The sequence below is a fragment of the Halomonas heilongjiangensis genome (assembly GCF_002879645.1).
Lineage (GTDB): Bacteria > Pseudomonadota > Gammaproteobacteria > Pseudomonadales > Halomonadaceae > Halomonas > Halomonas heilongjiangensis.
The window spans coordinates 41648-66534 of record NZ_PNRE01000025.1 but is presented as its reverse complement, the minus strand read 5'-3'; the positions used below and the strand labels follow the sequence as shown (position 1 = coordinate 66534).

22 protein-coding genes are annotated in these 24887 nt (G+C 68.7%); 11 read left to right on the top strand and 11 right to left on the bottom strand.

Going from position 1 to position 24887, the window contains the following annotated elements:
- The 5 genes from tolA to C1H66_RS05195 form a co-directional block, all read left to right on the top strand.
- Positions 1 to 569, top strand: a 569-nt coding sequence (gene tolA / locus C1H66_RS23165) for a cell envelope integrity protein TolA (RefSeq protein ID WP_102626846.1), incomplete at its 5' end; no start/stop codon positions are given.
- Entirely contained in the window at positions 569 to 1861 is a 1293-nt protein-coding gene (gene tolB / locus C1H66_RS05210) for a Tol-Pal system beta propeller repeat protein TolB (RefSeq protein ID WP_102626845.1), read from the top strand. The genes tolA and tolB, both read left to right, overlap by 1 nt.
- A gap of 46 nt (positions 1862 to 1907) precedes the next feature.
- Positions 1908 to 2438 (top strand): peptidoglycan-associated lipoprotein Pal, encoded by a 531-nt coding sequence (gene pal, locus C1H66_RS05205; protein WP_102626844.1) that lies wholly within the window; start codon positions 1908 to 1910, stop codon positions 2436 to 2438.
- A 47-nt stretch (positions 2439 to 2485) separates the two neighbouring features.
- Positions 2486 to 3262, top strand: coding sequence for a tol-pal system protein YbgF (gene ybgF, locus C1H66_RS05200; protein ID WP_102626843.1), 777 nt, complete (start codon positions 2486 to 2488; stop codon positions 3260 to 3262).
- A gap of 17 nt (positions 3263 to 3279) precedes the next feature.
- Positions 3280 to 4041 (top strand): YciK family oxidoreductase, encoded by a 762-nt coding sequence (locus C1H66_RS05195; RefSeq protein WP_102626842.1) that lies wholly within the window; start codon positions 3280 to 3282, stop codon positions 4039 to 4041.
- A 39-nt stretch (positions 4042 to 4080) separates the two neighbouring features.
- On the opposite strand, the gene C1H66_RS05190 is transcribed toward C1H66_RS05195, so the two are convergent.
- The 3 genes from C1H66_RS05190 to ubiG all read right to left on the bottom strand — a co-directional run bounded on the left by C1H66_RS05190 (position 4081) and on the right by ubiG (position 6493).
- Positions 4081 to 4935 (bottom strand): hypothetical protein, encoded by an 855-nt coding sequence (locus tag C1H66_RS05190; RefSeq protein ID WP_102626841.1) that lies wholly within the window; start codon positions 4933 to 4935, stop codon positions 4081 to 4083.
- Between the two features lie 167 nt (positions 4936 to 5102).
- Entirely contained in the window at positions 5103 to 5771 is a 669-nt protein-coding gene (locus C1H66_RS05185; protein WP_102626840.1) for an HAD-IA family hydrolase, read from the bottom strand.
- Positions 5768 to 6493 (bottom strand): bifunctional 2-polyprenyl-6-hydroxyphenol methylase/3-demethylubiquinol 3-O-methyltransferase UbiG, encoded by a 726-nt coding sequence (ubiG, locus tag C1H66_RS05180; protein ID WP_102626839.1) that lies wholly within the window; start codon positions 6491 to 6493, stop codon positions 5768 to 5770. Before ubiG ends, C1H66_RS05185 begins: the two co-directional genes overlap by 4 nt.
- 215 nt (positions 6494 to 6708) lie before the next feature.
- On the opposite strand from ubiG, the gene galU reads away from it, so the two are divergent.
- The gene (galU, locus tag C1H66_RS05175; protein WP_102626838.1) at positions 6709 to 7599 is read left to right on the top strand and encodes a UTP--glucose-1-phosphate uridylyltransferase GalU; all 891 of its coding nucleotides are present in this window, start codon (positions 6709 to 6711) and stop codon (positions 7597 to 7599) included.
- A gap of 5 nt (positions 7600 to 7604) precedes the next feature.
- A complete protein-coding gene (locus C1H66_RS05170; protein WP_102626837.1) occupies positions 7605 to 8912 on the top strand; it encodes a nucleotide sugar dehydrogenase in 1308 nt (435 codons plus the stop codon).
- Positions 8913 to 9003: 91 nt separating this feature from the next.
- On the opposite strand, the gene sodB is transcribed toward C1H66_RS05170, so the two are convergent.
- Positions 9004 to 9582 (bottom strand): superoxide dismutase [Fe], encoded by a 579-nt coding sequence (gene sodB, locus C1H66_RS05165; RefSeq protein WP_102626836.1) that lies wholly within the window; start codon positions 9580 to 9582, stop codon positions 9004 to 9006.
- A 283-nt stretch (positions 9583 to 9865) separates the two neighbouring features.
- On the opposite strand from sodB, the gene C1H66_RS05160 reads away from it, so the two are divergent.
- The 4 genes from C1H66_RS05160 to msrA all read left to right on the top strand — a co-directional run bounded on the left by C1H66_RS05160 (position 9866) and on the right by msrA (position 17366).
- The gene (locus C1H66_RS05160; protein WP_102626835.1) at positions 9866 to 10777 is read left to right on the top strand and encodes a coiled-coil domain-containing protein; all 912 of its coding nucleotides are present in this window, start codon (positions 9866 to 9868) and stop codon (positions 10775 to 10777) included.
- Between the two features lie 89 nt (positions 10778 to 10866).
- Complete coding sequence (tamA, locus tag C1H66_RS05155; RefSeq protein ID WP_240618216.1) at positions 10867 to 12693, top strand: autotransporter assembly complex protein TamA; 1827 nt, start codon at positions 10867 to 10869, stop codon at positions 12691 to 12693.
- On the top strand, positions 12693 to 16712 hold the full coding sequence (gene tamB, locus C1H66_RS05150; RefSeq protein WP_102626833.1) for an autotransporter assembly complex protein TamB: 4020 nt from the start codon (positions 12693 to 12695) through the stop codon (positions 16710 to 16712). The genes tamA and tamB overlap by 1 nt, the downstream gene beginning before the upstream one ends.
- Before the next feature lie 39 nt (positions 16713 to 16751).
- Positions 16752 to 17366 (top strand): peptide-methionine (S)-S-oxide reductase MsrA, encoded by a 615-nt coding sequence (gene msrA / locus C1H66_RS05145; RefSeq protein ID WP_102626832.1) that lies wholly within the window; start codon positions 16752 to 16754, stop codon positions 17364 to 17366.
- Here the strand turns inward: msrA and C1H66_RS05140 are convergent.
- The 7 genes from C1H66_RS05140 to C1H66_RS05110 form a co-directional block, all read right to left on the bottom strand.
- The gene (locus C1H66_RS05140) at positions 17347 to 18387 is read right to left on the bottom strand and encodes a hydrolase (protein WP_102626831.1); all 1041 of its coding nucleotides are present in this window, start codon (positions 18385 to 18387) and stop codon (positions 17347 to 17349) included. The genes msrA and C1H66_RS05140 overlap by 20 nt on opposite strands.
- Positions 18388 to 18394: 7 nt before the next feature.
- On the bottom strand, positions 18395 to 19699 hold the full coding sequence (gene pepQ / locus C1H66_RS05135) for a Xaa-Pro dipeptidase (protein ID WP_102626830.1): 1305 nt from the start codon (positions 19697 to 19699) through the stop codon (positions 18395 to 18397).
- Positions 19700 to 19742: 43 nt separating this feature from the next.
- The gene (locus C1H66_RS05130; RefSeq protein ID WP_102626829.1) at positions 19743 to 20669 is read right to left on the bottom strand and encodes a LysR family transcriptional regulator; all 927 of its coding nucleotides are present in this window, start codon (positions 20667 to 20669) and stop codon (positions 19743 to 19745) included.
- 78 nt (positions 20670 to 20747) lie between these two features.
- On the bottom strand, positions 20748 to 21806 hold the full coding sequence (locus C1H66_RS05125) for an ABC transporter ATP-binding protein (RefSeq protein WP_102626828.1): 1059 nt from the start codon (positions 21804 to 21806) through the stop codon (positions 20748 to 20750).
- A complete protein-coding gene (locus tag C1H66_RS05120) occupies positions 21803 to 22825 on the bottom strand; it encodes an ABC transporter ATP-binding protein (protein ID WP_102626827.1) in 1023 nt (340 codons plus the stop codon). Before C1H66_RS05120 ends, C1H66_RS05125 begins: the two co-directional genes overlap by 4 nt.
- Before the next feature lie 10 nt (positions 22826 to 22835).
- Positions 22836 to 23774, bottom strand: a complete 939-nt coding sequence (locus tag C1H66_RS05115; protein ID WP_102626826.1) for an ABC transporter permease — start codon at positions 23772 to 23774, stop codon at positions 22836 to 22838.
- Complete coding sequence (locus C1H66_RS05110; protein ID WP_102626825.1) at positions 23771 to 24820, bottom strand: ABC transporter permease; 1050 nt, start codon at positions 24818 to 24820, stop codon at positions 23771 to 23773. Before C1H66_RS05110 ends, C1H66_RS05115 begins: the two co-directional genes overlap by 4 nt.
- Between the last annotated feature and the right edge of the window lie 67 nt (positions 24821 to 24887).

Below are 24887 nucleotides of genomic sequence, written 5' to 3'. Positions count from 1 at the left end.
GCCAGGCCGAGGAGGAGGCCGAACGCCAGCGCCAGGCCGAAGCAGAGGCCGAACGCCAGCGCCAGGCCGAGGCAGAAGCCGAACGCCAGCGCCAGGCCGAGGCAGAAGCCGAACGCCAGCGCCAGGCCGAGGAGCAACGGCGCCGCGAGGAAGAAGCCCAGCGGCAACGCGAAGCCGAGGAGGCCGCCCAGCGTGCCGCCGAAGAGGCCGAGGCCGCCCTGCAGCGGGCCATCGAAGGCGAGAGTGATGCCGTGGCCAATGCCCAGCAGGGCCAGGAGGCGGCCAACAGCTTCATCAATCTGGTGCGCCGCGCGGTGGAGCAGGCCTGGGTGATTCCGCTCAACGTGCCGCAGGGGGCCGCCGCCGAGGTGTCGGTGCGCCTCGGGCCGTCCGGAGAGCTGTTCACGGCCACGATCGCGCAGAGCAGCGGCGACAGTGCCTTCGACCGCTCGGCGGTCCAGGCCGTGGAGGCCGCTGCGCCGTTCAGCGAACTGCGCCAGTTGCCAGCCGCGGTACAACGGGATTACCGTCAATTCAATCTGCGATTCAGACCGGGGGATGTACGCTGATGAAAGCCCTGATGACCACCTGGCTGGCCGCCATGCTGCTGATGGTCGGCAGCCTGGCCCACGCCCAGGCCAACCTGACCATCGAGATCACTCGCGGCAGCGACCGGGCCACCCCGGTCGCCGTGGTGCCCTTCGCGGGCGGCGAGAACCTGCCCGAGGATGTCGCCCAGGTGATCCACGACAACCTCGAGCGCAGCGGCTATTTCGACCCGCTCCCGCGCAACGCCATGATCGAGCAGCCCGCCGAGAGTGGTGAGGTCCGCTATCGCGACTGGCGAGCCCTGGACGTACGCTACCTGGTGGTGGGGCGCGTCAGCCAGGACGGCGGTGGCTACCGTATCCAGTTCGAGCTGATGGATGTCAGTGGCGAGCGCCGCATGCTCGGCGAGGTGCTGACGACTCCCCAGGGGCAGCTGCGCAAGGCCAGCCACCACATCAGCGACCAGATCTTCGAGGCGATCACCGGCATCCGCGGGGCCTTCTCGACGCGTATCGCCTATGTCACCGCCCAGGGGGTCGGCGACGACATGCAATTCGGCCTCTATGTGGCCGATGCCGACGGCCGCAACAGCCAGCAGGTGCTCTCCTCGGTCGAGCCCATCCTCTCGCCGGCCTGGTCGCCGGACGGGGGTAAGCTGGCCTATGTCTCCTTCGAGACCGAGCGCCCGGCGATCTACATTCAGAACCTGGCCTCGGGCCAGCGGGTGCGCGCGACCTCCTTCGAGGGCATCAACGGCGCCCCGGCCTGGTCGCCGGATGGCCGCAAGCTTGCCATGTCGCTATCGAAGGACGGACAACCGGAGATCTATGTGATGGACGTGGGCTCGAACGACTTCCAGCGGCTCACCAACAGCTCCAGCATCGACACCGAGCCGTCCTGGGCCCCGGACGGCCGCAGCCTGTTGTTCACTTCCGACCGCAGCGGTGGCCCCCAGATCTATCGCCATGACCTGGCCAGCGGCCAGCAGGAGCGCCTGACCTTCACCGGCAACTACAATGCCCGGGGGCGCTTCGCACCGGACGGCGAGTCGATCTTCCTGATCCACCGCAGCAACAACGGTTACCAGGTGGCCCGGCAGGATCTCGACAGCGGCCGACTGGTGGTGATCAGCGAGTCGAACCGGGATGAATCTCCCAGTGTTGCGCCCAACGGGACCATGGTAATCTTCGCCACCCAGCAGGGAAACAGCGGGGTACTGGGGGCGGTATCGGCCGATGGACGCGCCTCTTTCCGGCTGCCCTCGGCGCAGGGTGACGTGCGCGAACCTGCCTGGTCACCCTTTCTGAACTGACCAGATCGAACGATGGTGTCTTTCGTAACCAGCAAGGAGTAAGACGATGCAACTCAAGCCCTACGCCAGGACCCTGGCGGTCGCCCTGTCCCTGGCCTTCGTGGCTGGTTGTTCCAGCAGTGGCGGTACTCAGGACGGCTCCATGGACGGTTCGCGTGATGGTGCCGCCGGAACCGGTGTGGCCGGCAGCGGCCAGGTCAGCGGCAGCGGCATGGGCAACGGCTCCGGCCAGCAGGCCGATGGCCGTATCCCCGAGCAGCGCACCATCTACTTCGAATTCGACAGCGATCGCATCCGCAGCGAATTCGAGCCGGTGCTCGCTTCCCACGCGCGTTACCTGCGCTCCAACGGCAATGCCCGTGTGGTCCTGCAGGGACATACCGACGAGCGCGGCACCCGCGAGTACAACATGGGCCTGGGCGAGCGGCGTGCCCGCTCCGTCGAACGCTTCCTCAGCGTACAGGGCGTATCCCCCTCCCAGGTCGAGGTGGTGAGCTACGGCGAGGAGCGTCCGGCCGCGCGTGGCAATAACGAGGAGGCCTACGCCCAGAACCGTCGGGTCATCTTCGCCTACTGAGTCGATCGCGACCCGGTCGAACGCAACCCGCGCCGATGGAGACACGCATGAAACACGGTCTGAAAGGACTGTGCGGCGCGGGAGCCCTGATGCTCCCGCTGTCCGTATGGCTCCCAGCGATGGCGCAGCAACCGGTGGTGGAGGATCTCACCAGCCAGCCGCGCTCCTTCTACCAGCAGGCGGAAACCCGTGAGGAAGCGGGCGGTAGCCTGGTGATCTTCAACCAGGTCCAGCAGCACGAAGAGGAGCTTCGCCAACTGCGCGGCCAGGTCGAGGAGCTGCGTCACCAGCTCGACCAGCTACGGCGGCAGAGCCGCGAACAGTACCTGGACCTCGAGGAACGCCTGGCGTCCGGCGGTGCCAGGATGGACATGGACGCCTCCGCCCAGGTCGACGACCAGGCCGCCCGCGAGGTCGCCCGGACCCCGTCACCGAGCGGTGCCGGCGCCGATGCCCAGGCGGCCTACCAGGCGGCATTCGCCAGGGTCCAGTCCCGTGAGTTCGGCGAGGCGATCAACGCCTTCAACCGGTTCGTGGCCGAACACCCGGACAACAACCTGACCGCCAACGCCTACTACTGGCTCGGCGAGTTGCACTCCGCCGAAGGCTCGCTCGACGAGGCCGAGGGAGCCTTCCAGACCGTGCTCGACCAGTTCCCGCAGAGCGGCAAGGTCCCCGATGCGCTCTACAAGCTGGGCCTGCTCAAGGCGCGTCAGGGCCAGCCCGGCGAGAGCCGTGAGCTGCTCGAGCGGGTCCGTGAGACGTATCCCGAGAGCAGCGCCGCTGGACTGGCCAATGACTTCCTGCGCCAGTCGGGCAACTGATTCACCAAGGAGCATCGATGACCAGCAAGATCGACTACCAGGCACCGGATGGTCTGCTCGAGAACCGCATCATCCTGGTCACCGGGGCCGGTGATGGCATCGGCCGGGCGGCGGCGCTCGCCTTCGCCCGTCATGGGGCCACGGTGATCCTGCTCGGCCGCACCATCGCCAAGCTCGAGAAGGTCTACGACGAGATCGAGGCCAACGGAGGGCCGCAGCCGGCGATCTTCCCGCTGAACTTCGAGGGCGCCACCCTCAAGGACTACCACGACATGGCCGAGACCCTGGACAAGGAGTTCGGTCGCCTGGATGGCCTGCTGCACAATGCCGGTCTACTCGGGCGCATCACCCCCTTCGAGCAGTACAACCCCGAGCTCTGGGAGCAGGTGATGCAGGTCAACATCAATGGCCCGATCTGGATGACCCAGGCCTTGCTGCCGTTGCTCAAGTATTCCGCGGACTCCTCGGTGGTCTTTACCTCCTCCAGTGTCGGGCGCCGGGGCCGGGCCTACTGGGGTGCCTATGCGGTGTCGAAGTTCGCCACCGAAGGCTTCGTCGAGGTGCTGGCCGACGAGCTGGAGCACCTGGGCAATATCCGCGTCAACAGCCTGAACCCCGGCGCGACACGCACCCAGATGCGCAAGACCGCCTATCCGGGCGAGGATCCGAGCTCGCTGCGCACCCCCGAGGAGATCATGCCTACCTACCTGTGGCTGATGGGCCCGGACAGCCGCGGCCACAATGGCGAGAAATTCGACGCCCAGCCCTCCGGGTCCTGAATGCCAGCCGGGTGGCGTGCCCCTCGAGCGCCCCCGGCGTCAGCTGGGATCGCCGCCCTTGGGAGGCTTCCAGCGTCGCCCCATGGCGAGCTCCTCACTCCTGCCCGCGTCCCCCCTGGCCCGGCGAGCGCGGAATTCGTCCATGCTCGGCAGGGGGTCTCCCGGGGCGGCTCCAGACTCGAAGACCACGATGCCGGTTGCAACGGCATCCGGAGCGACGCCCTCTAGAAGGGTGGAGACATCTTCGCAACTGATCAGGCCGGCCCGGTCGCCGACCGGCCCCAGGTGAGCGACCAGGCGACCTTCGTGTTGCCAGCAGCGCTGTGGCACATGCGAGAGCTGCCAGGACCGTCCCTGCCACCGTGCGCGGGTGGAGGGCTCGATGCATAGGGCATCGAGGGGAATCAGCGCCGTGAAGAGACGGCTGTTGAGGACGATGCCGGTCTGCCCGAGGCGTACGCCGCCATGGTAGCTTCCCCGTTTCAAGGCCTCGATCACGTCCCGGTGTCGCTGTTCGGAGTGCAGAGTGCCGATGCCGCACAGGTGCAGGATGTCGTCATCGATCTGCTTGATCACCCAGACCTCGATCGGTGCTCGCCACCGCAGGTGCCTCAGCGATCCCAGCCACCCCCGCGCTTGGGGACCATGGCCCAGGAACCACGAGCGGACGACACGCATGGTAAGCCGGCGCACCCTCTGGACGATATCGGGCGCGAGCCCAGGCGCTGGCAGGGCCTCCCTGGTCGACGCCGGGACGAGGGCGTCATGACGGGAGAAGGTGGCCCCGCAGTCGATGCAGCTGTAGGTGTGGGGGCGCCTGGCCAGGCGTCTCCAGAGGCGTCGCCGTTTCTTGAAGACGCCGTAGCTGCGGCAGTGTGGGCAACGCTTGCTCATGACCGGTACCCTGGCGCCAGATGCGAAGTAGCCACGACAATACGCCCCGGCGGCGGTTGCCGGCGCAGGGATGACGGAGTCGTGGGCCGCCTCCCTCAGTGTCGCCCCCGGGCCACCTCCCTGCCAGACTGAAAATGGTCATGCCCGACCAGGCACCTGGTCCTGGCTCAGTGCCCGAGCAGTGCCGCCACCAGCGCCTCGCCCGTCTCGAACCAGAGATCGGCCGGCCAGGTGCGGTAGTCGTCGTGCTCCTCGATATAACCGTAGCCCACCGCCACCGCGGCCATGCCGGCCGCCCGCGCGGCCTGGATGTCGCGCAGGTGATCGCCGATATACCAGCAGTCGGATACCGTCGCCTGCAGCCGGCGGGCGGCCTCCCACAGTGGCTCCGGTGACGGTTTCTTCACCGGCAGGTCGTCGGCACAGATCAGCACGCCCGGCGTCAGCCCGAGCGCCTCGATCAGCGGCTCGGCATAGGCGCGAGGCTTGTTGGTGACGATGCCCCAGGGGCGTGCGCGGGCCTCCCAGTCGGCCAGCAGTCGATCGAGCGGGGGAAACACCCGGCTCTCCGCAGCGACGGCCTGTCCGTAGGCCTCCAGCAGGAAGTCGCGGGCCGCGTCATGCCCTTCGGCCTCCCTGGTCAGACCCAGCGCCAGGGTTACCAGGGCACTGCCGCCGTTGGAGACCTGTGCCCGTATCACCGGATACTCGAGCGCAGCGAGCCCATGGTGGGCACGCAGGGCATTGGTGGCTCGAGCCAGGTCAGGCGCGGTGTCCACCAGGGTGCCGTCCAGATCGAAGAGCAGCGCGCCCGGACGCGAGACGGCAGCCTTCACGCGACCTCCCGCCGACAGTGCATCAGGTAGTTGACCGAGACATCGCGACGGGAGAGGCGATAGCGGCGGGTCAGGGGGTTATAGACCAGGCCGCTCTGCTCGCGCACCTCGAGTCCCGCCTCGCGACACCAGCCGGCGAGTTCCGAGGGGCGGATGAACCTGGCGTAGTCGTGCGTGCCCCTGGGCAGCATGCGCAGCAGGTACTCGGCACCGAGGATCGCCAGGGCGTAGGCCTTGGGGTTGCGGTTCAACGTCGAGAAGAACACCTGACCACCGGGCTTGACCAGCCGGGCACAGGCGTGCACCACCGAGGCCGGGTCGGGCACGTGCTCGAGCATCTCCAGGCAGGTCACCACGTCGAAGGTGGCGGGCCGCTCCGCGGCCAGCGTCTCGACGCTCACCTGGCGGTACTCGAGCTCGACGCCGCTCTCGGCGGCGTGCAGGCGTGCCACGGCCAGGGGTGCCTCGCCCAGATCGATACCGGTGACCGCGGCGCCTCGATGGGCCATGGCCTCGGCCAGCAGGCCACCGCCGCAACCCACGTCGACCACCCGCCGGCCGGCCAGCCCGGCACGGGCATCGATGAAGTCGAGGCGCAACGGATTGATGTCGTGCAGGGGCTTGAACTCGCTTTCCGGATCCCACCAGCGGGCGGCCAGCGCCTCGAACTTGGCGATCTCGCCGGGGTCGACGTTACCCGCATCCGTGTGACTTGCGCTCATCGGAGCTCTCCGTTCTGGAATCAACTTGAGTTGTCGCCGAGCCGGCACGGTGGCAGGGCGGTGCTCGTTCGGTATCATGAGGTATTCTACCCGCTCCGGGGGCCGCATTCCCATGACCTGCCAGGGCGAGAAGGTTTCACCGGTGCGTCTCTTCCGGTGGCAAGCGTCACATGTCGACATTCACTGACGATTACTCACAGGACAAGGATTGCACCATGATCAACAAGGCCGTGCTTCCCGTTGCCGGCTTCGGCACCCGCTGCCTGCCGGCCTCCAAGGCAATTCCCAAGGAGATGATCACCATCGTCGACCGACCGGTGATCCAGTACGTGGTGGCAGAGGCGGTGGCCGCCGGCATTCGTGACATCGTGCTGGTGACCCACGGCAGCAAGAGCGCCATCGAGAACCACTTCGACAAGCACTTCGAGCTCGAGGCGAGCCTCGAGGCCAAGGGCAAGCATGAGCTCCTGGAGGAGCTGCGCTCCATCGTCCCCGGGGACGTCAATATCATCAGCGTGCGCCAGTCGGAGCCGCTGGGGCTGGGCCACGCCGTGCTCTGTGCCCGGCCGGTGGTGGGCGACGACGAACCCTTCGCGGTGCTGTTGCCCGACGTGCTGGTCGACGACGTTGGCCTCGAGCACAACGACCTGGCCGGGATGATCGATGCCTTCGCGCGTACCCGGCGCTCCCAGTTGATGGTCGAGGAGGTTCCCCACGAACTGGTCTACAAGTACGGCATCGTCGATACCGGAGGCGAGATTCCCGGCCCTGGTGAGTCGCGCCAACTGGCCGGCGTCGTCGAGAAACCTTCCGTCGAGGAGGCGCCCTCCGACCTGGCGGTGATCGGCCGCTACGTGTTGCCGGGGAGGATCTTCCCGCTGCTCGCCGAGACCCCTCCGGGCGCCGGCAACGAGATCCAGCTCACCGATGCCATCGAGGCCCTGCGCCGGACAGAGGGCGTGGATGCCTGGCGAATGCGCGGCAAGACCTATGACTGCGGTCACCAGCTCGGCTACCTGGAGGCGATCCTCGCCTACGGCCGTCGTCACGCCCGCTATGGCGAGGGCTTTCGCGAGTTGCTCGCCCGCTACGCCAACGAGGAGTGAGTCCCATGCGGGTACTGATCCATGGCAGTGAGCTCTCTGCCGCCACCGCCGCGGCGGCGCTCTCCTGGGTGGGGCACCGGGTCACCTGGCTACCCCATGCCAGCGCCCCCTGGTCGCGGCTTCGCCACGCCGACTGGCTCAATCGCGAACCCCGGCTTGCCCAGCAACTCGAGGAGGGCATCACCCGGGGGAGTCTGCGGCTGATCGAGGCCGAGATCCTGTCGGCGGATGACGGCGAGGCCATCGAGATTCTCTGGCTCGCCCTGTCGCCAGAGCAGCGCGGCGATCTCGCCGCACCGCTCGGCACGATCGCCGAACGGGCCGCCGACGGCCTGGTGCTGGTCAACAACTCCACCTTTCCGGTGGGCGAGACCGAACGACTCGAGTCGATGCTGAACGGGCGCGGCGTCGCCGTGGCGCTGCCCGACCTGCTGGAGGAGGGGCGTGGCTGGGAGACCTTCACCCGGCCCGGCCGCTGGCTGCTGGGCTGCGACGACGACCCGGCCGAGGTCCGGGTGCGGGAGTTGCTGCGCGCCTTCAACCGCCGCAGTGAAGTGTTCCAGCGCATGCCGAGGCGTGCCGCCGAACTGGCCAAGCTGGCGATCAACGGCATGCTGGCGACCCGCATCAGCTACATGAACGAGATCGCCGGCCTGGCCGACAGCCTGGGGGTGGACGTCGAGTATGTGCGTCGCGGCATGGGGGCCGACTCGCGCATCGGCTACGAGTACCTCTACCCGGGCTGCGGTTTCGGTGGCCCCAACTTCTCCCGCGACCTGATGCGGCTGGCCGACGTGCAGTCGGCGAGCGGGCGCCACTCGGCGTTGCTCGAGCAGGTGCTCGATATCAACGAGCACAAGAAGGAGACGCTGTTCCGCAAGCTCTGGACCCACTTCCACGGCCGCCTGCAGGGGCGCACCGTGGCGATCTGGGGGGCGGCCTTCAAGCCGGGCACCGCGCGCATCGACCATGCCCCGGTGCTGACGCTGCTGCGTTCCCTCTGGGCCCAGGGGGTCCGGGTGCGGCTGCATGATCCTTCGGCCATCCATGCCCTGCTGGCCGAGGTCGGCGAACATCCGCTGCTCGAGGTGTTCGAAGGGGATCCCTACCACGCCTGTGAAGGTGCCGATGCCCTGATGCTGGTCACCGAGTGGAAGGAGTACTGGAACCCGGATTGGCCGCGGCTAACGGGCTTGCTCGGCGAGAAACTGCTGCTCGACGGACGCAATATCTACGACCCGGCCTGGGCCGCTGCCCAGGGCCTCTACTATCGCGGCATTGGTCGACGAGCGGATCCCGTCGCCGCCCCCTGATACCCCGCCCTGGAACGAAACGGTCCCGCCACTCTGGCGGGACCGTTTCGTTCTGGTCGCTTCAGCGAGGTGACGCGATGGCGTCGGCCCCTTAGCCGAAGTTCTGGGCGACGAACTCCCAGTTGATCAGGGCCCACACGCTCTCCATGTACTTGGGACGAGCGTTGCGGTAGTCGATGTAGTAGGCATGTTCCCACACGTCGATGGTCAGCAGCGGGGTCTGGTCATGGGCGATCGGAGTGTCGGCATTGCTGGTGTTGACGATGTCGACACCGCCGTCGGCGGTCTTGATCAGCCAGGTCCAGCCGGAACCGAAGTTGCCGATGGCGTTGGCGTTGAAGGTCTCCTTGAACTTCTCGAAGGAGCCGAACTTGGCGGTGATGGCCTCCGCCAGGGCGCCGGTGGGCTCGCCGCCACCGTTGGGCGACAGGCAGTGCCAGTAGAAGGTGTGGTTCCAGACCTGAGCCGCCTGGTTGAACAGGCCGCCGGAGGAGGACGTGATGATCTCCTCCAGGGACTTGCCGGCGTTCTCGGTGCCCTCGACCAGCTCGTTGAGCTTGGTGACGTAGGCCTGGTGGTGCTTGCCGTAATGGTAGTCGAGGGTCTCGGCGGAGATGTGCGGTTCCAGCGCGTTCTTCTCGTACGGCAGGGCGGGAAGTTCAAATGCCATTCAGGGACTCTCCTTTGTCGTCACGGTGGTAAGACAGCGCCTCATGGTGAAGGATTCATCGCCGCCACGGCAAGGGCCGGCCTCGAGGGTGTTGGCGGTGGCCCGTGCGTTCGGGGCGAAAAAAACCTTACACTAAGAAAACGCTGTGCAACTATTGTCGCGGCATCATAGCACCCGGGTCGGGAGGCGCCAATTCCGATCGTCAGGCTCGGGTTTCCGTCACAAGGCTGCCACGCCTGCCGTTCGAGGCAGGTTTCATCGCTCGAGAGTTAAGGAGTTCGCCATGGCAGAGCGCCCGGATGACCGCCGGTATGCGCGACCGATCGTCCCGGACCCGGATTCCAGCCTGGCACCCCACCGTCTGCGTCATCCTCCCCCGCCGCGTGTCTGGCCGCTGTGGCTGCTGCTCCTGGTGCTGATCGCCGCCGGCGGTGCCCTGGCCTGGGCCGGCTGGGAGGAGCGGGCCCGCTTCGAACGTGAGCTTGCACGGCTCTCAGGCGAGGTCTCCAATGTCCATGCCCGCTTCAACGCGGAGGAGGGCCGCGGCGAGGCCCTCGAACGCCTCGCGTCACGCCTCGAGGCCCTGGAGGCCCGGGATGAGGAACTCGACGAGCGCCTATCGGGTCAGGAGGAGAGCGTGCCGGCGCGATTCGCGGCCATCGATGAACGCATCGACGAGCTGCAGCAGCGGCAGTCGAACGTCGCCGACGAGGCCGAGACTCGCGATGCCGTGCTGGCGGCGACCCGGCGTTCCCTCGATGCCCTGGAGCGCGCCGGCGACGAGGGACGGGCCGCGCTGGACGAACGGGTCACGGCGCTGGGCGATGCCCGCGAGCGTGATGGCGAGCGCCTCGCCGACCTGGATGAACGGCTGACGTCGCTGGAAGCCGAGGCGGGCCAGGGCGAGGCCCTGGGCCGCCTCGAGGCCGCCCATGAGGAGCTGGCGACGGCCCACGGCGATCTCGAGGAGCGGCTGACCCGCGAGGAGCGCCAGCTGCAGGAACGGCTCGACGAGCTTGCCGCACGGGTGGCGGGGCTCGTCGATGAGGTTGAAGCCGCGGTGGCATCACGGGATGATGATGCGGAGCGCTCCGATGCCATGGCGGGCAGGCTGGGCGCGCTGGAAGCCGAGCTTGGTGAGCTGCGTCGCTCGCAGCTCGCTCTGAGTGCCCGGATCGAGGCCCTGCAGCGCTGAGGCAAGGGTGTCAACGCCAAGCTTGGGAAGCCGTTGATATGGATAATCGCGTGGTCACACGCCTGGGTGCAGCGGCCTTGTGTCTTGGCATGACTCACTCGGCAATGGGGCTCGATGCGCGCATCGAGGGCGTGGACGGCGATGTTGCCGAGAATGTCCGTTACTACCTGGATGGCCTCGAAGCCGCGCGGTACAGCCGCTCGCGGATCGAGGGCGAGGTGCAGCGACGCACCCGCGAGGCGTTGCGGGTCTACGGCTACTACTCGCCCCAGGTCGTTCATCAGTTGCCCGAGGGCGATCCGCCCGGGTACGTGGAGCTGATGATCGAACCGGGGCCGCGGGTGAGGATCGAGACCCTCGACATTCGCATCGAGGGCGATGCCGCCGAGGACCCGAGGTTCCGCGAGGCCGTCGAGGCCTTTCCGCTGGCCGAGGGCGACCCTCTGGTACATGCGCCCTACGATCGGCTGCGTAGCCGACTGGCCAACCTCTCGCTGGAGCGCGGCTACTTCGACTGGCGCTTCGTCGACCGCCGCATGGAGGTACGCCCCCATGCCGAGAGTGCCCGGCTCTACCTGGCCCTGGACAGCGGACCTCGCCACCACTTCGGCGAGGTCACCATCGACGGCAGTCATATCGAGGAAGAGCGGTTGCGGCGCATGCTGCCGTTCTCGCCCGGCGATCCCTATCTCGCCGGCGAACTGGCCCGCTACAACCAGCGTCTGGGGCAGACCGGCTGGTTCGGCTCCATTGCCGTGCGCCCGCGGCTTGGCGAGGCGGCGAGCCTGGCCCTCCCGGAGCCCCGGGTCGGGTTCTGGAACGAGGTGGAGGTCGCCGGTGGCGAACTGGCCAGCCAGCCGCCGGCCGCACCGGACGCCGACGGCCCGCGGCTGAGCGGCCTGGCGCTGGAGGGGGCCACGGCGCTGCATCGCCCCGACCGACCCGAGGTGCCCATCGACATCAGCGTGACCCCGGCCGATCGTCACAAGTTCGAGGTCGGTGTGGGCTACGCCACCGACGTGGGGCCTCGCACCCGCTTCGCCTGGAACCAGCCCTGGATCAACCGCTACGGACACGGGCTCGACCACAACCTGTTCCTCTCCGCGCCCGAGCAACGCTTCACCGGCACCTACAACATGCCGCTGGCCGACCCGCTGCGCGACAGCTATCGCTTCCAGTACGGCTTTCGTCACCGCGACAACGAGGATACCCGCTCCCTGGAGGCGACCGTGGAAGCCGCCCGGCGCTGGGAGTTCGAGAACCTCTGGGTCCAGACGCTCTATGTACGCACCACCTACGAGGACTTCACCCAGGGGGGCGAGGAGGAGCAGGTGTGGCTCCTCTATCCCGGCATCAGCTGGTCGCGCACCCGGACCCGCAATCCCACTTTCCCGAGCTGGGGGGACCGTCAGCGCATCGCCTTCGAGGTGTCCGATGGCATGTGGGGGTCCGACGCCGACTTCCTGCGCATGACCGGCGAAACCCAGTGGATCCGGATGTTCGGCGAGGATACGCGCTTCGTCACCCGGCTCGGTTTCGGCGCCATCGAGACCGACGACTTCGACAAGATCCCCCCCTCGCTGCGCTTCTTCGCCGGCGGTGACCGCAGCGTCCGCGGTTACGCCTACGAGAGCCTGGCGCCGCGCAACGAGGAGGGGCGCCTGACCGGTGGCCAGCAGTTGCTCACCGCCAGCGCCGAACTGCAACGCCGGATCACCGGAGCCTGGTGGGGTGCCGCCTTCGTCGACACCGGCGATGCCTTCGAGGAGTGGGGGCCCGATGCCCTCAATACCGGCGCCGGTCTCGGCGTGCGCTGGATCTCGCCGGTCGGTCCGATCCGGTTCGATATCGCTCACCCCTTCGATGACGAGGACGATTCGTGGCGCATTCACTTCGCCATCGGCCCGGAGTTCTGATGGCCCGGCGGCTGTGCTGGGCGTTCCTTCGCCTGTTGATCCTGCTTCCCCTCTGGCTGCTCGGGCTCGCCGTGCTGCTCCTGGGCCTGGTGCTGTCGCCCTGGGGCACCGGGCTGTTGCTCGAGGAAGGCGCCAAGCGCGGCTTCTATGAGCTCGAGGCCGCCGAGGGCGCCCCGCTCGACACCCTGGTCCTGCATGGGCTGCGCCTCGAGGCGGGCCCGGCCAGGATCGCCGCCGAGCGTATCGAACTCGCCTGGGCCGACGACTGCCTGCTGGGCGGACGGCTATGCCTCGATGCCCTCGTCGTCGAGGGCGCCCGGATCCGCCTGGCCGAGACGGAGGCCGACGAGGCAGACGACCGTGAACCGGCGGCACCGCTGGAGTCGATCTCGCTACCCTTCCCGGTGGAGATCCGTTCCCTCGCCCTGCTCGACGTGGAGGTGCAGTTTGCCGATGGCACCCGGGTGAGCTGGGAGCGCTTCCGTACCGGCGCGGTGGCCGAGGCGAGCACCCTGATGCTGCTGCCGACGCGACTGGCCGGCATGCGGGTGCTGCTGCCACTGTCGGCGGGAGCCCGCCTCGCCCTCAGCGAGGCCGAGCACGAGGGGCCGCGGCTCGGTGCCGAGGCGATCGATGGCGCCATCGCGGTACGCTCGCCGCTGCCGGCGGCGGCCGCGGCCGAACTCGAGGGGCTGGCCGGCCTGCCGCTGGAGGAGCAGCCGCGACGCGAGTTGCCCGAGGTGCGTCTGCCGCTGCGGATCGAGGCCCCGGAGGTGCGGGTGGAGGACGTCGCCGTCGCCGGCCCCATGGATTACCGTGTGCGGCGCCTGGACCTGGCCCTGACCGGCGAGGGTCACCGGATCGAGATCGCCCCGCTCGAGGTGACGACGGTGGACGCCGACGCCAGCTTGACGGCCAGCATCGCGCTGCGTGACGACTACCCCCTCGAGGCCAGGCTCGAGGCCGCGCTCTGGCTGCCCGAGGCGATGCCCGAACTGGCCGGGGAGCGCGTCGAGCTGGCACTCGACGGCGATCTCGGCGATCTCGTCGTCCGCCTGGGGCTCTCCGGGCCGGTCACCGCCTCCCTCGATGCCCGCCTGGACGCCCTTGACCCGACCCTGCCGTTCAGGGCCTCGCTGGAGAGCGACCTGATCCAGTGGCCTTTCCCCGGGGCGCTGTCCACGCGGGACGAAGCCGCGGAGGAGGCCACCGCCGCGCCGGCGGAGCCATACCTGGTGGAGGACCTCTCCCTGCGCCTGGAGGGCAGCCTGCTGGCCTATCGGGTCGCCGCCTCGCTGATGGCGGAGGGGCCCGAGATCCCCTATACCCGGGTGGCCCTCACCGGCACCGGGGATCGCGAGCACTTCGCCTGGACGCCCCTCTCGGCGAGTCTCGGTCGCGCCTCGGTGGTGACACGCGGCCGGGTCGACTGGGTCGACGAACTCGGCGTCGAGGCGGTGGTCCGCCTGGACAACCTCGACCCCGGCGATTTCGTCGACGGCATCACGGGACGGCTGGATGGCGATGCCGAACTGGCCTTCGTCCAGTCCCCGGCGGGCTGGCAGCTGCGGGTCCCCCGGCTCGCCATCGATGGCGAGCTGCAGGAGTTGCCGATGTCGCTGCGGGCGAGCCTCGCCGGCGACAGCGAGATGCGCTGGCGGATCGACGCCCTGGACTTCCGTCAGGGCGACAACCGGCTGACCGCCGCCGGCGGCGTGAGCGAACGCGCCATCGACCTCGCCGGTGAGTTGAACCTGCCGGCCCTGGCCAACCTGCATGACGCACTCTCGGGCAGCCTGGCCGGCGAGTTCACCGGCTCCGGCACCCTCGAGTCCCCTCGGCTCGACCTGGACCTCACCGGCCAGGCGCTGCGCTTCGCCGAGCACCGCCTCGAGCGGCTGCGCCTCGTCGGCCGGGTCAGCGGCATGGAGGATCCCGCGCTGGACCTGGGCCTGGATATCGAGCACCTCGATGTCGCCGGTCAGCGCTTCAGCGAGGTCGGCCTGCGCCTCGACGGCCGGCTCTCCGCCCATCGCTTGACCCTGGATGCCACCGCTGGCCGGGGCATGCCACTCTCCCGCGTCGCCCTGGCCCTCGAAGGGGGCATGGGGGCCGATCGTCGGCGCTATGCCGGGCGCCTGCTCCCGCTGGAGGTCGATACCGACCACGGCGATATCCGCCTGGCCGAGGCACTGGCCTTCGAGGCCGACCTGCCGGACGGCAGCATACGGGTGCAACCCTTCTGCCTGGGGCGCGAGCAGGGTGGCGACCTGTGCCTCGAGGAACCCATGCAGGCCTCGATGGAACGCGGCCAGGTGGCGCTGGCGATCCGCGAGCTGCCGATGTCGCTGATCGAGGCGCTGGTGCCCGAGGACTGGGAGCTGGCCGGCGCCACCGATGCCACGCTGCTCGCCGAGTGGCGCCAGGGCGGCACCCGCTGGCAGGCCGATCTGGAGCTGGCCAGCGAACTCACCGTGCGTGGCCTGGATGCCTACGGCCAGCCCTGGGAACTGCCCCCCTCGCGACTCACGGCAAGCCTCGAGGCCAACCAGGCGAGTGCCGATCTCGACCTTGCGCTTAGCCTTGCCGAGGCCGGCGACCTGGGCCTGGTGCTGCGCATCGAGGATCCTATCGGTAGCGGCAACCTGGACGGCCGGTTCTCACTCGACGACTTCCAGCTCTCGCGCTATCGCACCCTGGTGGCCGGCATGGAGACCCTGGAAGGGACGCTGCAAGGGGAGGTGCGAATCGGTGGCAGCCGCGAGGCGCCGGTGCTCGATGGCACCATCGGGCTCAGCGGCCTGCAGGTGGTCGGGGGCGAGGTGCCGCTGGAGGTGCGTGACGGCGAGCTCGAGGTGCGCCTGGCCGGTGACCAGGGCCGGATCAACGGGTTCGTCGCCGTCGAGGAGGGACGACTCGAGATCGACGGCGATGCCAGTTGGCCGAGCCCCGACGACTGGCGCATCGCCGTGGACCTGGAGGCCCGCGAGCGGCCACTGCTGGCGGTATTGCCCGAATTTGGCCGCTTGCGGGTCGCCCCGGACCTGCGGGTACGGGTTCAGCCGGATCGCCTGCGGGTCCGCGGTGAGGTCCAGGTGCCCTGGGCGCGGCTTGAGATCGGCGAGATGCCGGAGTCGGCGGTGACGCCGAGCCCGGACGAGGTGATCATCACCCGCCGCGACGAGATACGTGCCGAACGCCGGGCCGAACGGGCCGCCGAGGAGGGCGAGGAGGGCGAGGAGGGCGCCGACGCCTCGGCGGCCCGGGCACTGGCCGAGGCCGGCATGGCCGTGGACGTGCAGATCGACCTGCGGCTCGGACCGGACATGCACCTCGAGGCCTATGGCCTGGAGTCGGGCCTGGCCGGCATCCTGGAGGTGCGCCAGCGGAACGGACCGGTGCAGCTGTTCGGTGACGTCAACCTGGTCGACGGGCGCTTCCGCGCCTATGGCCAGGATCTGCTGATTCGCCGGGGCGAGCTGCTGTTCAGCGGGCCACCCGACCAGCCGCTGCTCAACTTCGAGGCGATCCGCAACCCCGCGGTGACCCAGGACGAGGTGATCGCCGGCCTGAGAGTCACCGGCACCGCCGCCGAGCCGCAGATGCGGGTGTTCTCCGAGCCGGCGATGGATGAGGCGCGGGCACTCTCCTACCTGCTGCGCGGGCGCCCGCCCGAGGACGGCGATGCCGAGGGGGCACTGGCGTCGGCGCTGCTGGGCCTGACCCTGGGTCGCACCGGTGGCGCGGTGGGTGCCATCGGCGAGGCCTTCGGCATCGATGACCTGACACTGGAGACCGCCGGCGTCGGCGACGAGAGCCAGGTGCGGGTGAGCGGCCAGCTCACCGAGGACCTGCGGGTCAGCTACGGGGTGGGGGTCTTCTCGCCGATCGCCGAGCTGACGCTGCGCTACACCCTGTGGCGGAACCTCTACCTCGAGGCGGTGTCCGGTGTCGCACAGGCGGTGGATCTCGTCTACACCTTCAGCCGGCCGGGGAGACCGCCCACGCCGAACGACTGACTCGACCCGACCACACAGGCACAAGAGGAGCCGCTCGCGATGAGAATCGACCCTGCCCGCGCCCTGCCGGGGCGCGATACGCCGATGAAGATCAGCGGCATTCATGGCGTCAATGGGCGCTCCCTGGTCCCGCCGTTCGCGGAGCACCTGCGCGAGATCGTACTGGGCCTGGGCTGCTTCTGGGGGGCCGAACGGCTCTTCTGGCGGCTGCCCGGCGTCCACGTCACGGCGGTGGGCTACGCCGGCGGCGTCACGCCGCACCCGACCTATGACGAGACCTGCACCGGCCAGACCGGCCATGCCGAGGTGGTGCGGGTGATCTTCGATCCCGCCGAGCTGGATCTCGAGCGGCTGCTGCAGGTGTTCTGGGAGGCCCATGACCCGACGCAGGGCGACCGCCAGGGCAACGACATCGGCTCCCAGTACCGTTCGGCGATCTACGCAACCGATGACCACCAGCTGGCGGTGGCCAAGCGCACCCGCGATGCCTATCAGCGAGCACTGCAGCGAGCCGGCGGCGGCAGGATCACCACCGAGATCGCTCCGCTCGAGGCGTTCTACTACGCCGAGGAGTACCACCAGCAGTACCTGGACAAGAACCCCGGGGGCTACTGCGGCCTGCGCGGTACCGGCATCAGCTGTCCGATCGGGTGACCCGGAGTCGGTCCGGCCATGCCTCCTGGCCCGCGGGGCTGGCCCAGTCCTCGAGTTGCCGGCCCACCCGGCGTGACAGCCAGGACCGCAGGCCCCCGTCGCGCCACTCGATGAAGCCCACATGGCCGCCATGCCGGGCGATCTCCACGCGTACCGATGCCGAGGGGTGTGGCAGGCGCTCGAACAACCCCGCCGGCATGAAGGGATCGTCATCGGCGTGAAGCAGCAGGGTGGGGAGTTCGAGCTCGCCGAGCAGCGGGCCGGCCGAGGCGCGTCGGTAGTAGTCGGCGGCGCCGTCGAAACCGTGCAGCGGCGCGGTGACGGCGTCGTCGTAGGCGCGCAGGCTGTCGAGTCCGGCGAGCCGGCGTCGATCCAGCGGCAACGGCAGCTCACCGGCCCGCAGCCGCCGTGCGACCTTGGCCTTCAGCGAGGCCAGCAGATGGCGCTCGTAGAGGCGGGAGAACCCCTGGTGCAGGGAATCGGCGCAGGCCGCCAGGTCCAGCGGGGCGCCGATGGCGATGGCGCCGGCCAGGTCGAGGCCATCGCCCCCCTGTTCGGCGACCAGCTTGACCAGCATGTTGGCCCCCAGCGAGACCCCGGCCGCGACCTTGAGGGCGCGCGGGTAACGGTGGGCGAGATGACCGATCAGCCAGTAGGCATCGGCGGTATCGCCGCTATGGTAGGCCCGTGGCAGCCGGTTGGGCTTGTCGCCGCAACCACGGAAATGCATCAGCACGGGGCGCCAGCCCAGCCTCGCGGCCGTGGCCAGCAGCAGTCGCGCGTATGGCGAGGCGAAGGAACCCTCCAGCCCGTGGAAGAGCAGGAACAGGGGGGCGTCTTCCCGGGCCGGGGCCGGGTGCGCCCAGGCCAGCTCGACGAAGTCGCCATCCGGCAGCTCGAGGAGCTCGACGTCGCGCTTCACGCCGGGACGCGGCAGCAGCCGCGGCAGCAGGGTCTGGACGTGGCGGTTGGCGAGCCCCGGCGGTGGTCGGAAGGTGGCGAGATGCAATCGGCCGGACATGGCGGTGTCACTCGGCGTCGTGAAGCGTCAGGTTGTCGGGCCCCTGGGCGGTGACCAGCACGTTGTCCTCGATGCGGACGCCGCCGTGGTCGGCCAGCCTCTCGACCCGCTGCCAGTCGATGTCGCGGCTGTCCCGGAACCGCTCGAGCAGCATGGGTATGATATACAGCCCCGGCTCCATGGTGACCACCATCCCCGCTTCCAGTTCCCGTGTCAGGCGCAGGGCCGGATGGCAGGCCGGTGGAGAGAGCGGCGTGCCGTCGGCGGCGACCCGTCCGCCCGGGTCATGGACCTGGAGGCCGAGCAGGTGCCCCAGGCCGTGTGGGCAGAAGGCGCGGGTGATGCCGGTGGCTACCGCCGCGTCCGCGGAGCATCGTACCAGGCCGTGCTCGACCAGTAGCGTGCCGAGCCCCGCATGCATCTGCTCATGGAGTGCGACGTAGCTCAGCCCGGGGCGCAGTGCCGTGACCAGCCGCCGCTGCAGCGCGGTAACGCCCTCGACCAGTGGGGCGAAGATCGGGTCTGCATCGGGGCCGGGCCAGGTACGGGTGATGTCGGCGCAGTACCCCCGGTAGCGATGCCCCCCGTCGAGCAGCAGGCCGTTGCGCCTGGCCGGCGTGTCGATGTCGTAGTGCTGATAGTGCAGTACGCCGCCGTGGGCATTGATGCCGACGATGTTCTGATAGGGCAGGTCGCTTTCGCGGCTGCGGGTGGCCCCCAGGTAGGCGAGCTGACAGTCGAGCTCGGCGCCACCGGCCAGGAAGGCCTCCCTGGCCGCCCGGTGGCCGGCCAGGGCCCGCCGGTTGGCCTCGCGCAGGCAGGCTACCTCGTAGTCGTTCTTGCGCACGCGCAGCTCGTCCAGGCGCGCCGTCAATGCCTCGGGGTTGGCCTCGGCGCCCAGCGCCGAGGCCAGCGCGGCACTGACCTCGCCGAGTACCGCGAAACGCCCGGCGGGCAGCGACGGCGGGGGCGTCTCGGCGCGCAACTCGACCTCGAAGGCCTCGACCCAGGCCTCCTCGGGCAGCCGAGGCATCAGGTGCCAGAAGTCTTCCGGGGCGTGAAAGTAGAGCGTCGGCCGGTGATCCGGGCGAACCAGGAGCCAGCTGTGCGCCAGGCCGGCCATCGGCACCCAGTGCAGGAAATGGCCGTAGGCGGCGAAGCTGGCGGTCTGGTCATCGGCGAAGTGGCGGTGGGCATGACCGCTGTAGAGCAGCACTCCATCGTAGCCTTCGGTGCCCAGGATGTCGGCGTAGGCCCGGGCCAGGGCGTCCAGGTGGCGCCCTTGGGCGGCGGCGAGGTCGGGGGCGATCATCACGGACTCCGTCATCGGTCATGGGTCATGGGTCATCGAGGGGTTAGGGAACATCATCAGTATCGACCCGGGTGGGCAGGCTCTGCCACAGGGCCTCCAGGCCCGAGTGGCGGGGGGCAGGGTGCCGGTAGAGGCGGATCTCCAGCGGCACCTGCCAGCGGGCATCGCCGGCGAGCACCAGCTCGCCGTGCTCGAGGGCCGGGCGCACCAGGCGTTCCGGCAGCCAGCCCAGGCCGTAGCCCAGGCCGATCAGTTCCTTGATATTGCCGCTCTGGATGCTCTCGTTGAGCACCCGGAAACCGGGCGCCTCGCCGAGTCGCGTCAGGTGAGCATCGATGGCGGCCCGCATCAGCCCGCGCGGGTGGAAGGCGATCAACGGCAGCGCCTCCCGGGGGCCGGTGCCCAGGCGAAAGCGAGGGCGGCCCTCGCCATCCGGCACCGATAGCGGCACCAGGCGCTCGTGACCGACCAGCCGATACTGGCAGCCTTGGCGGTCCACCGCCGGAAGCTCATCGTGGCGCGGCCAGTAGCAGAGCGCCAGGTCGCATTCCCCACGGGCCAGCGCCTGGAAGTAGTCATCCACCAGCCAGCCGGTGGCGCGCAGGTAGGGCTCCAGGGGAGGCTCACCGTGATAACCGTCGAGCCACTCCGACAGGAAGTGGCCCAGCAGGCTCTGGGGGGCAGCCAGGCGCAGCCGGTTGGCCTGGGCCTCGGCGAGGCGCGCCAGCCGCTCCCGGGTATCGCGTAGCCGTTGACTCACCTGCTCGCACAGCCCCAGGAACTCCTCACCGGCGGGAGTCAGGGAGAGCGGCAGGGTCTGGCGATTGACCAGGCTGGTGCCCATCTCCTCCTCCAGCAGCTTGATGCGCCGGGAGAAGGTCGGCTGGGTAACATGGCGCTCCTCCGCCGCCCGCGAGAAGTGTCGGGTGCGAGCCAGGGCGATGAAGTCTTCCAACCAACGAACTTCCATGATTTACCATTTCTTCCGAATATATTTTCGTTGTTGTTGTAAAAATCAGTAGATAATGCCATCAAGCTGTCGGGGAGACTATAGCCGCCCTTCCTCCACGGCATGGCAGGCCACCCGGCTGCCGTCGGCCTGGGGTCGCAGTACCGGCACCTCCCGGCGGCAGCGCGGCTCGGCATGGGGGCAGCGACCATGGAAGACACAGCCCGAGGGCAGGTTCACCGGAGTCGGCACCTCGCCGGTCAGCCTGATCGGCTGGGGCCGGTCGTCCTCCAGCCGGGGGATCGCCGACAGCAGCGCCTGGGTATAGGGGTGCCGAGGGGTAGCGAACAGCGTCGCCGTGGTGGCCACTTCGCAGACCGTGCCCAGGTACATCACCGCCACTCGGGTGCCGAAGTGCTCGACCACCGCCAGGTCATGGGTGATGAACAGGTAGGTGAGATCGCGCTCGCGCTGGGCATCCATCAGCAGGTTGAGGACCTGGGCCTGGATCGAGACGTCCAGCGCCGAGATCGGCTCGTCGGCGACGATGAACTCCGGATCGACCGCCAAGGCTCGCGCAATGGCAATGCGTTGCCGCTGGCCGCCGGAGAATTCGTGGCCGAAACGCCCCCCCCAGTCCGGCTCGATGCCCACCGCGGCCATCACCTCGGTCACCTTGTCCCGGACCCGCCGGCGGTCCCAGTCCGGATGATGCAGGCGAATCGGCTCCTCCAGGGTCTGCTGGATGGTCATGCGTGGATTCAGCGAGGCGTAGGGGTTCTGGAAGATCATCTGCATGCGCTTGCGGTAGGGCAGCAGGGCCTTGGGCGAGAGCCGGTCGATGCGCTCGCCGGCGTAGCGGATCTCGCCGGCGGAGGGCGAGATCAGTCCCATCACGGTGCGCGCCACCGTGGACTTGCCGCAGCCCGATTCGCCCACCACGCAGAGTGCCTCGCCGCGCTGGATGGCGAGGTCCACGCCATTGATGGCATGCACGAACTCCCGGTGACGCACCAGGCGTCCACCCTTGAAGCGCAGCTGGTCGAGGAAGTCGCCGGAGAGCGAGAAGCGTTTCCGGAGACCGCGGACCTCCAGCAGAGGGGGGGGAGACCCGGGGGAGGCCACGTGCTGGGCCTGGGCCTCGGTCAGGGTGGTCATCGGGCTTCCTCCTCGGCGGGCCTGGCGTCCAGGGCCAGCATCTCCGCGACCATATGGCAGGCCACCCGGCAGTTGCCGGAGGCGACGAAGTCGGGCACCCGCTCGGCACAGGCGTGACGGGCGCTGCCATCGGCACGGTGCATGAAGTCACAGCGCGGATGGAAGGCGCAGCCCGGGGGCAGTTGGGACAGCGATGGCATGCTGCCGCGGATCTGGTTGAGGTGGCTACCCGGGGTGGCCATCTGGGGCAGGGCGTTCATCAACCCCTGGGTGTAGGGGTGCTGGGGGTCGTTGATGATCTCCCGGGTCGGCCCCTGCTCGATGACCCGGCCCGCATACATCACCAGCATGCGTTGGGTGACCTGGCTGACCACCCCCAGGTCGTGGGTGATCAGGATCAGGCCGACGTTGTGCTTCTCGCACAGCTCCCGCAGCAGCGCCATGATCTCGGCCTGGATGGTGACATCGAGGGCGGTGGTCGGCTCGTCGGCGATGATGATGTCCGGATCGAGCAGCAGGGCGATGGCGATGATCACCCGCTGGCGCATGCCCCCCGAAAGCTCGTGGGGGTACTGGTCGAGGCGCGTCGCCGGCGATGGGATCTGTACCTGCTGGAGCTTGTGCAGGGCGACGGTCCGTGCCTCGCGGCGGGAGATCCGGCGGTGGGCCTTGAGACACTCGACCATCTGCTCGCCGATCGAGAGTACCGGGTTGAGGGTCATCAGCGGGTCCTGGAAGATCATCGAGATGCGGTTGCCGCGGATCCGGCGCAGCCCGCGCTCGCCGAGGCCGGTGAGTTCCTGGCCGTCGAAGCGGATGCTGCCGCCGGCGATATGGCCGGGCCTGGCGATCAGGTTGAGCAGGCTGAACGCGACCACCGACTTGCCGGCGCCGGATTCGCCGACGATTCCCAGGCGCTCGCCCCGGTCCAGGGTGAAATTGACGTCGCGCAGGGCGCGTACCTCGCCCTGGCGCAGGGCGAAGCGCACGTCCAGGTCGCGAACTTCGAGAAGTGCCATGGGATGCTCCTTAGCCCTTGTAGAGACGGGGGTTCATGACGTCACGCAGCCAGTCGCCGAGCAGGTTGATCGACAGCACCAGCACCACCAGTACCGCCCCGGGGACCAGGGTGATCCACCAGGAGCCGGACTGCAGGTAGTCGAAGCCGGCCTTGATCAGCGAGCCCAGCGAGGGGTGGGTCTCGGGCATCCCCAGGCCGAGGAAGGAGAGGGCGGCCTCGGAGATGATCGCGTTGGCGACCTGCACCGTGGAGATGACGAAGATCGGCGTCAGGGTATTGGGCAATACATGGCGGAACATGATCCGCCGGCTCCCGAGCCCCATCACCTTGGCGGCGTCCACGTACTCCTTGCGCTTCTCGCCCAGCACCGAGGCGCGTACCGTGCGCGCGTACTGGGGCCACTCGGCCAGGCCGATGATCAGGATCAGCATCAGGACCGCATGGTTGCTGTAGAAGCCGCCGCCCAGGGTGGCCTTGACCACGGCCCCCACCACGATGGCCACCATCAGGGTGGAGAACGACAGCTGGATGTCGGCCAGGCGCATCAGGAAGGCGTCGATGCGGCCGCCCAGGTAGCCGGCGAGCAGGCCGAACACCACCCCCAGCAGGGCCTGGAGCAGCACGGCGCCGAAGCCGATCAGCAGCGACACCCGGGTGCCGTAGAGTATGATCGACCAGAGGTCGCGTCCCTGGGCATCGGTGCCCAGGGCATAGCGGGTATCGGCACCATCGATCCAGAACGGGGGCAACTCCGAGTTGAGGATATCGATCTGGGCCAGGTCGTAGGGATCGGTGGGGGCCAGCCAGGGAGCCAGCAGCGCCATGGTCACCAGGGCCAGCAGGATCGCCAGGCACAACTGGGCCCCCCAGTCGCGCTTGAAGCTGTAGAGCAGGTAGGAGTCGCGCAGCCGCTGCCAGCGGCTCGCGGCGGGAGTCGAGGTCGTCATGCGGGCTTGCCTGTCAGTTTGACGGTGGGGTTCACCAGGCCATAGATCAGGTCGACCAGGGTGTTGGTGATCACGAAGATGACGCCGACGATCATCAGGTAGGCGACGATCAGCGGAATGTCGGCACGATGAATGGCATCGAGGAACATCAGCCCCAGGCCGGGCCATTGGAAGACCGTCTCGGTGAGGATGGTGTAGGCGACCATGGTGCCGATCTGCACCCCGCCGACGGTGATCACCGGCAACATGGTGTTCTTCAGCGCATGCAGGAAGTGGATGCGGCGCGGGGCGATCCCCTTGGCCCGGGCAAACTTGACGTACTCCGACTGCAGCACCTCCATCATCTCGGCGCGGATCAGGCGGATGAACAGCGGCAGCATGATCGAGGCCAGGGCGATGGAGGGCAGCACCAGGTGCTTGAGGCCGCCGAGGCTGGCCAGGTTGGTGTCCCAGTGGCCGACCACGTGCACCAGGTCCTGTCCCCGGCCGAAGGAGGGCATGCTGCCGCGGGTCGACAGCGCGGCGTTGAGCCAGCCTCCCCAGGCGGAGGACTCGGGGAAGAGGGTCACGGTGACGCCGATGGAGAAGATCTGGATCAGGATGATGGCGGTGAGGAACACCGGGATCGAGATGCCGACGATCGATACCCCCATGAAGAAACGCGAGAGCAGCGAGCGCGGCCGGATGGCGCTGTAGACGCCGATGGGCACCGACAGCAGCACGATCAGCAGGGTGGCACCGAACACCAGCTCCAGGGTCGCCGGCAGGTGGCGGGCGATCACCTCCAGGGCCGGCTCGCGATAGAAGTAGGAGTAGCCGAAGTCGCCCTGCAGGGCATTGCCCGCGAAACGCAGGTACTGGACATGGAAGGGGGCGTCGAGCCCCAACTGGTGGCGCAGGGCGGCGCGTTCGCTCTCCGGTACCGACTGGCCGACCATCTGCTGGATGGGATCACCCAGATGATCCTGGATGGCGAAGGCGATGACGCTGATGACGAACATCACCAGCAGGGCGTGCATCAGCCGCTTGGTCAGGAAGGCGATCATGGCATTTGCCTGTCAGGGAGGGGGCGGACGAAAACCGCCCGCCCCGATCCGGGGCGGGCGATGCGGG

Coding starts and splice junctions, on each gene's coding strand:
- tolB (WP_102626845.1), top strand. CDS start 569: ATGAAAGCCCTGATGACCACCTGGCTGGCCGCCATGCTGCTGATGGTC.
- pal (WP_102626844.1), top strand. CDS start 1,908: ATGCAACTCAAGCCCTACGCCAGGACCCTGGCGGTCGCCCTGTCCCTG.
- ybgF (WP_102626843.1), top strand. CDS start 2,486: ATGAAACACGGTCTGAAAGGACTGTGCGGCGCGGGAGCCCTGATGCTC.
- C1H66_RS05195 (WP_102626842.1), top strand. CDS start 3,280: ATGACCAGCAAGATCGACTACCAGGCACCGGATGGTCTGCTCGAGAAC.
- C1H66_RS05190 (WP_102626841.1), bottom strand. CDS start 4,935: ATGAGCAAGCGTTGCCCACACTGCCGCAGCTACGGCGTCTTCAAGAAA.
- ubiG (WP_102626839.1), bottom strand. CDS start 6,493: ATGAGCGCAAGTCACACGGATGCGGGTAACGTCGACCCCGGCGAGATC.
- galU (WP_102626838.1), top strand. CDS start 6,709: ATGATCAACAAGGCCGTGCTTCCCGTTGCCGGCTTCGGCACCCGCTGC.
- C1H66_RS05170 (WP_102626837.1), top strand. CDS start 7,605: ATGCGGGTACTGATCCATGGCAGTGAGCTCTCTGCCGCCACCGCCGCG.
- sodB (WP_102626836.1), bottom strand. CDS start 9,582: ATGGCATTTGAACTTCCCGCCCTGCCGTACGAGAAGAACGCGCTGGAA.
- C1H66_RS05160 (WP_102626835.1), top strand. CDS start 9,866: ATGGCAGAGCGCCCGGATGACCGCCGGTATGCGCGACCGATCGTCCCG.
- tamA (WP_240618216.1), top strand. CDS start 10,867: ATGACTCACTCGGCAATGGGGCTCGATGCGCGCATCGAGGGCGTGGAC.
- tamB (WP_102626833.1), top strand. CDS start 12,693: ATGGCCCGGCGGCTGTGCTGGGCGTTCCTTCGCCTGTTGATCCTGCTT.
- msrA (WP_102626832.1), top strand. CDS start 16,752: ATGAGAATCGACCCTGCCCGCGCCCTGCCGGGGCGCGATACGCCGATG.
- C1H66_RS05140 (WP_102626831.1), bottom strand. CDS start 18,387: ATGTCCGGCCGATTGCATCTCGCCACCTTCCGACCACCGCCGGGGCTC.
- pepQ (WP_102626830.1), bottom strand. CDS start 19,699: ATGATCGCCCCCGACCTCGCCGCCGCCCAAGGGCGCCACCTGGACGCC.
- C1H66_RS05130 (WP_102626829.1), bottom strand. CDS start 20,669: ATGGAAGTTCGTTGGTTGGAAGACTTCATCGCCCTGGCTCGCACCCGA.
- C1H66_RS05125 (WP_102626828.1), bottom strand. CDS start 21,806: ATGACCACCCTGACCGAGGCCCAGGCCCAGCACGTGGCCTCCCCCGGG.
- C1H66_RS05120 (WP_102626827.1), bottom strand. CDS start 22,825: ATGGCACTTCTCGAAGTTCGCGACCTGGACGTGCGCTTCGCCCTGCGC.
- C1H66_RS05115 (WP_102626826.1), bottom strand. CDS start 23,774: ATGACGACCTCGACTCCCGCCGCGAGCCGCTGGCAGCGGCTGCGCGAC.
- C1H66_RS05110 (WP_102626825.1), bottom strand. CDS start 24,820: ATGATCGCCTTCCTGACCAAGCGGCTGATGCACGCCCTGCTGGTGATG.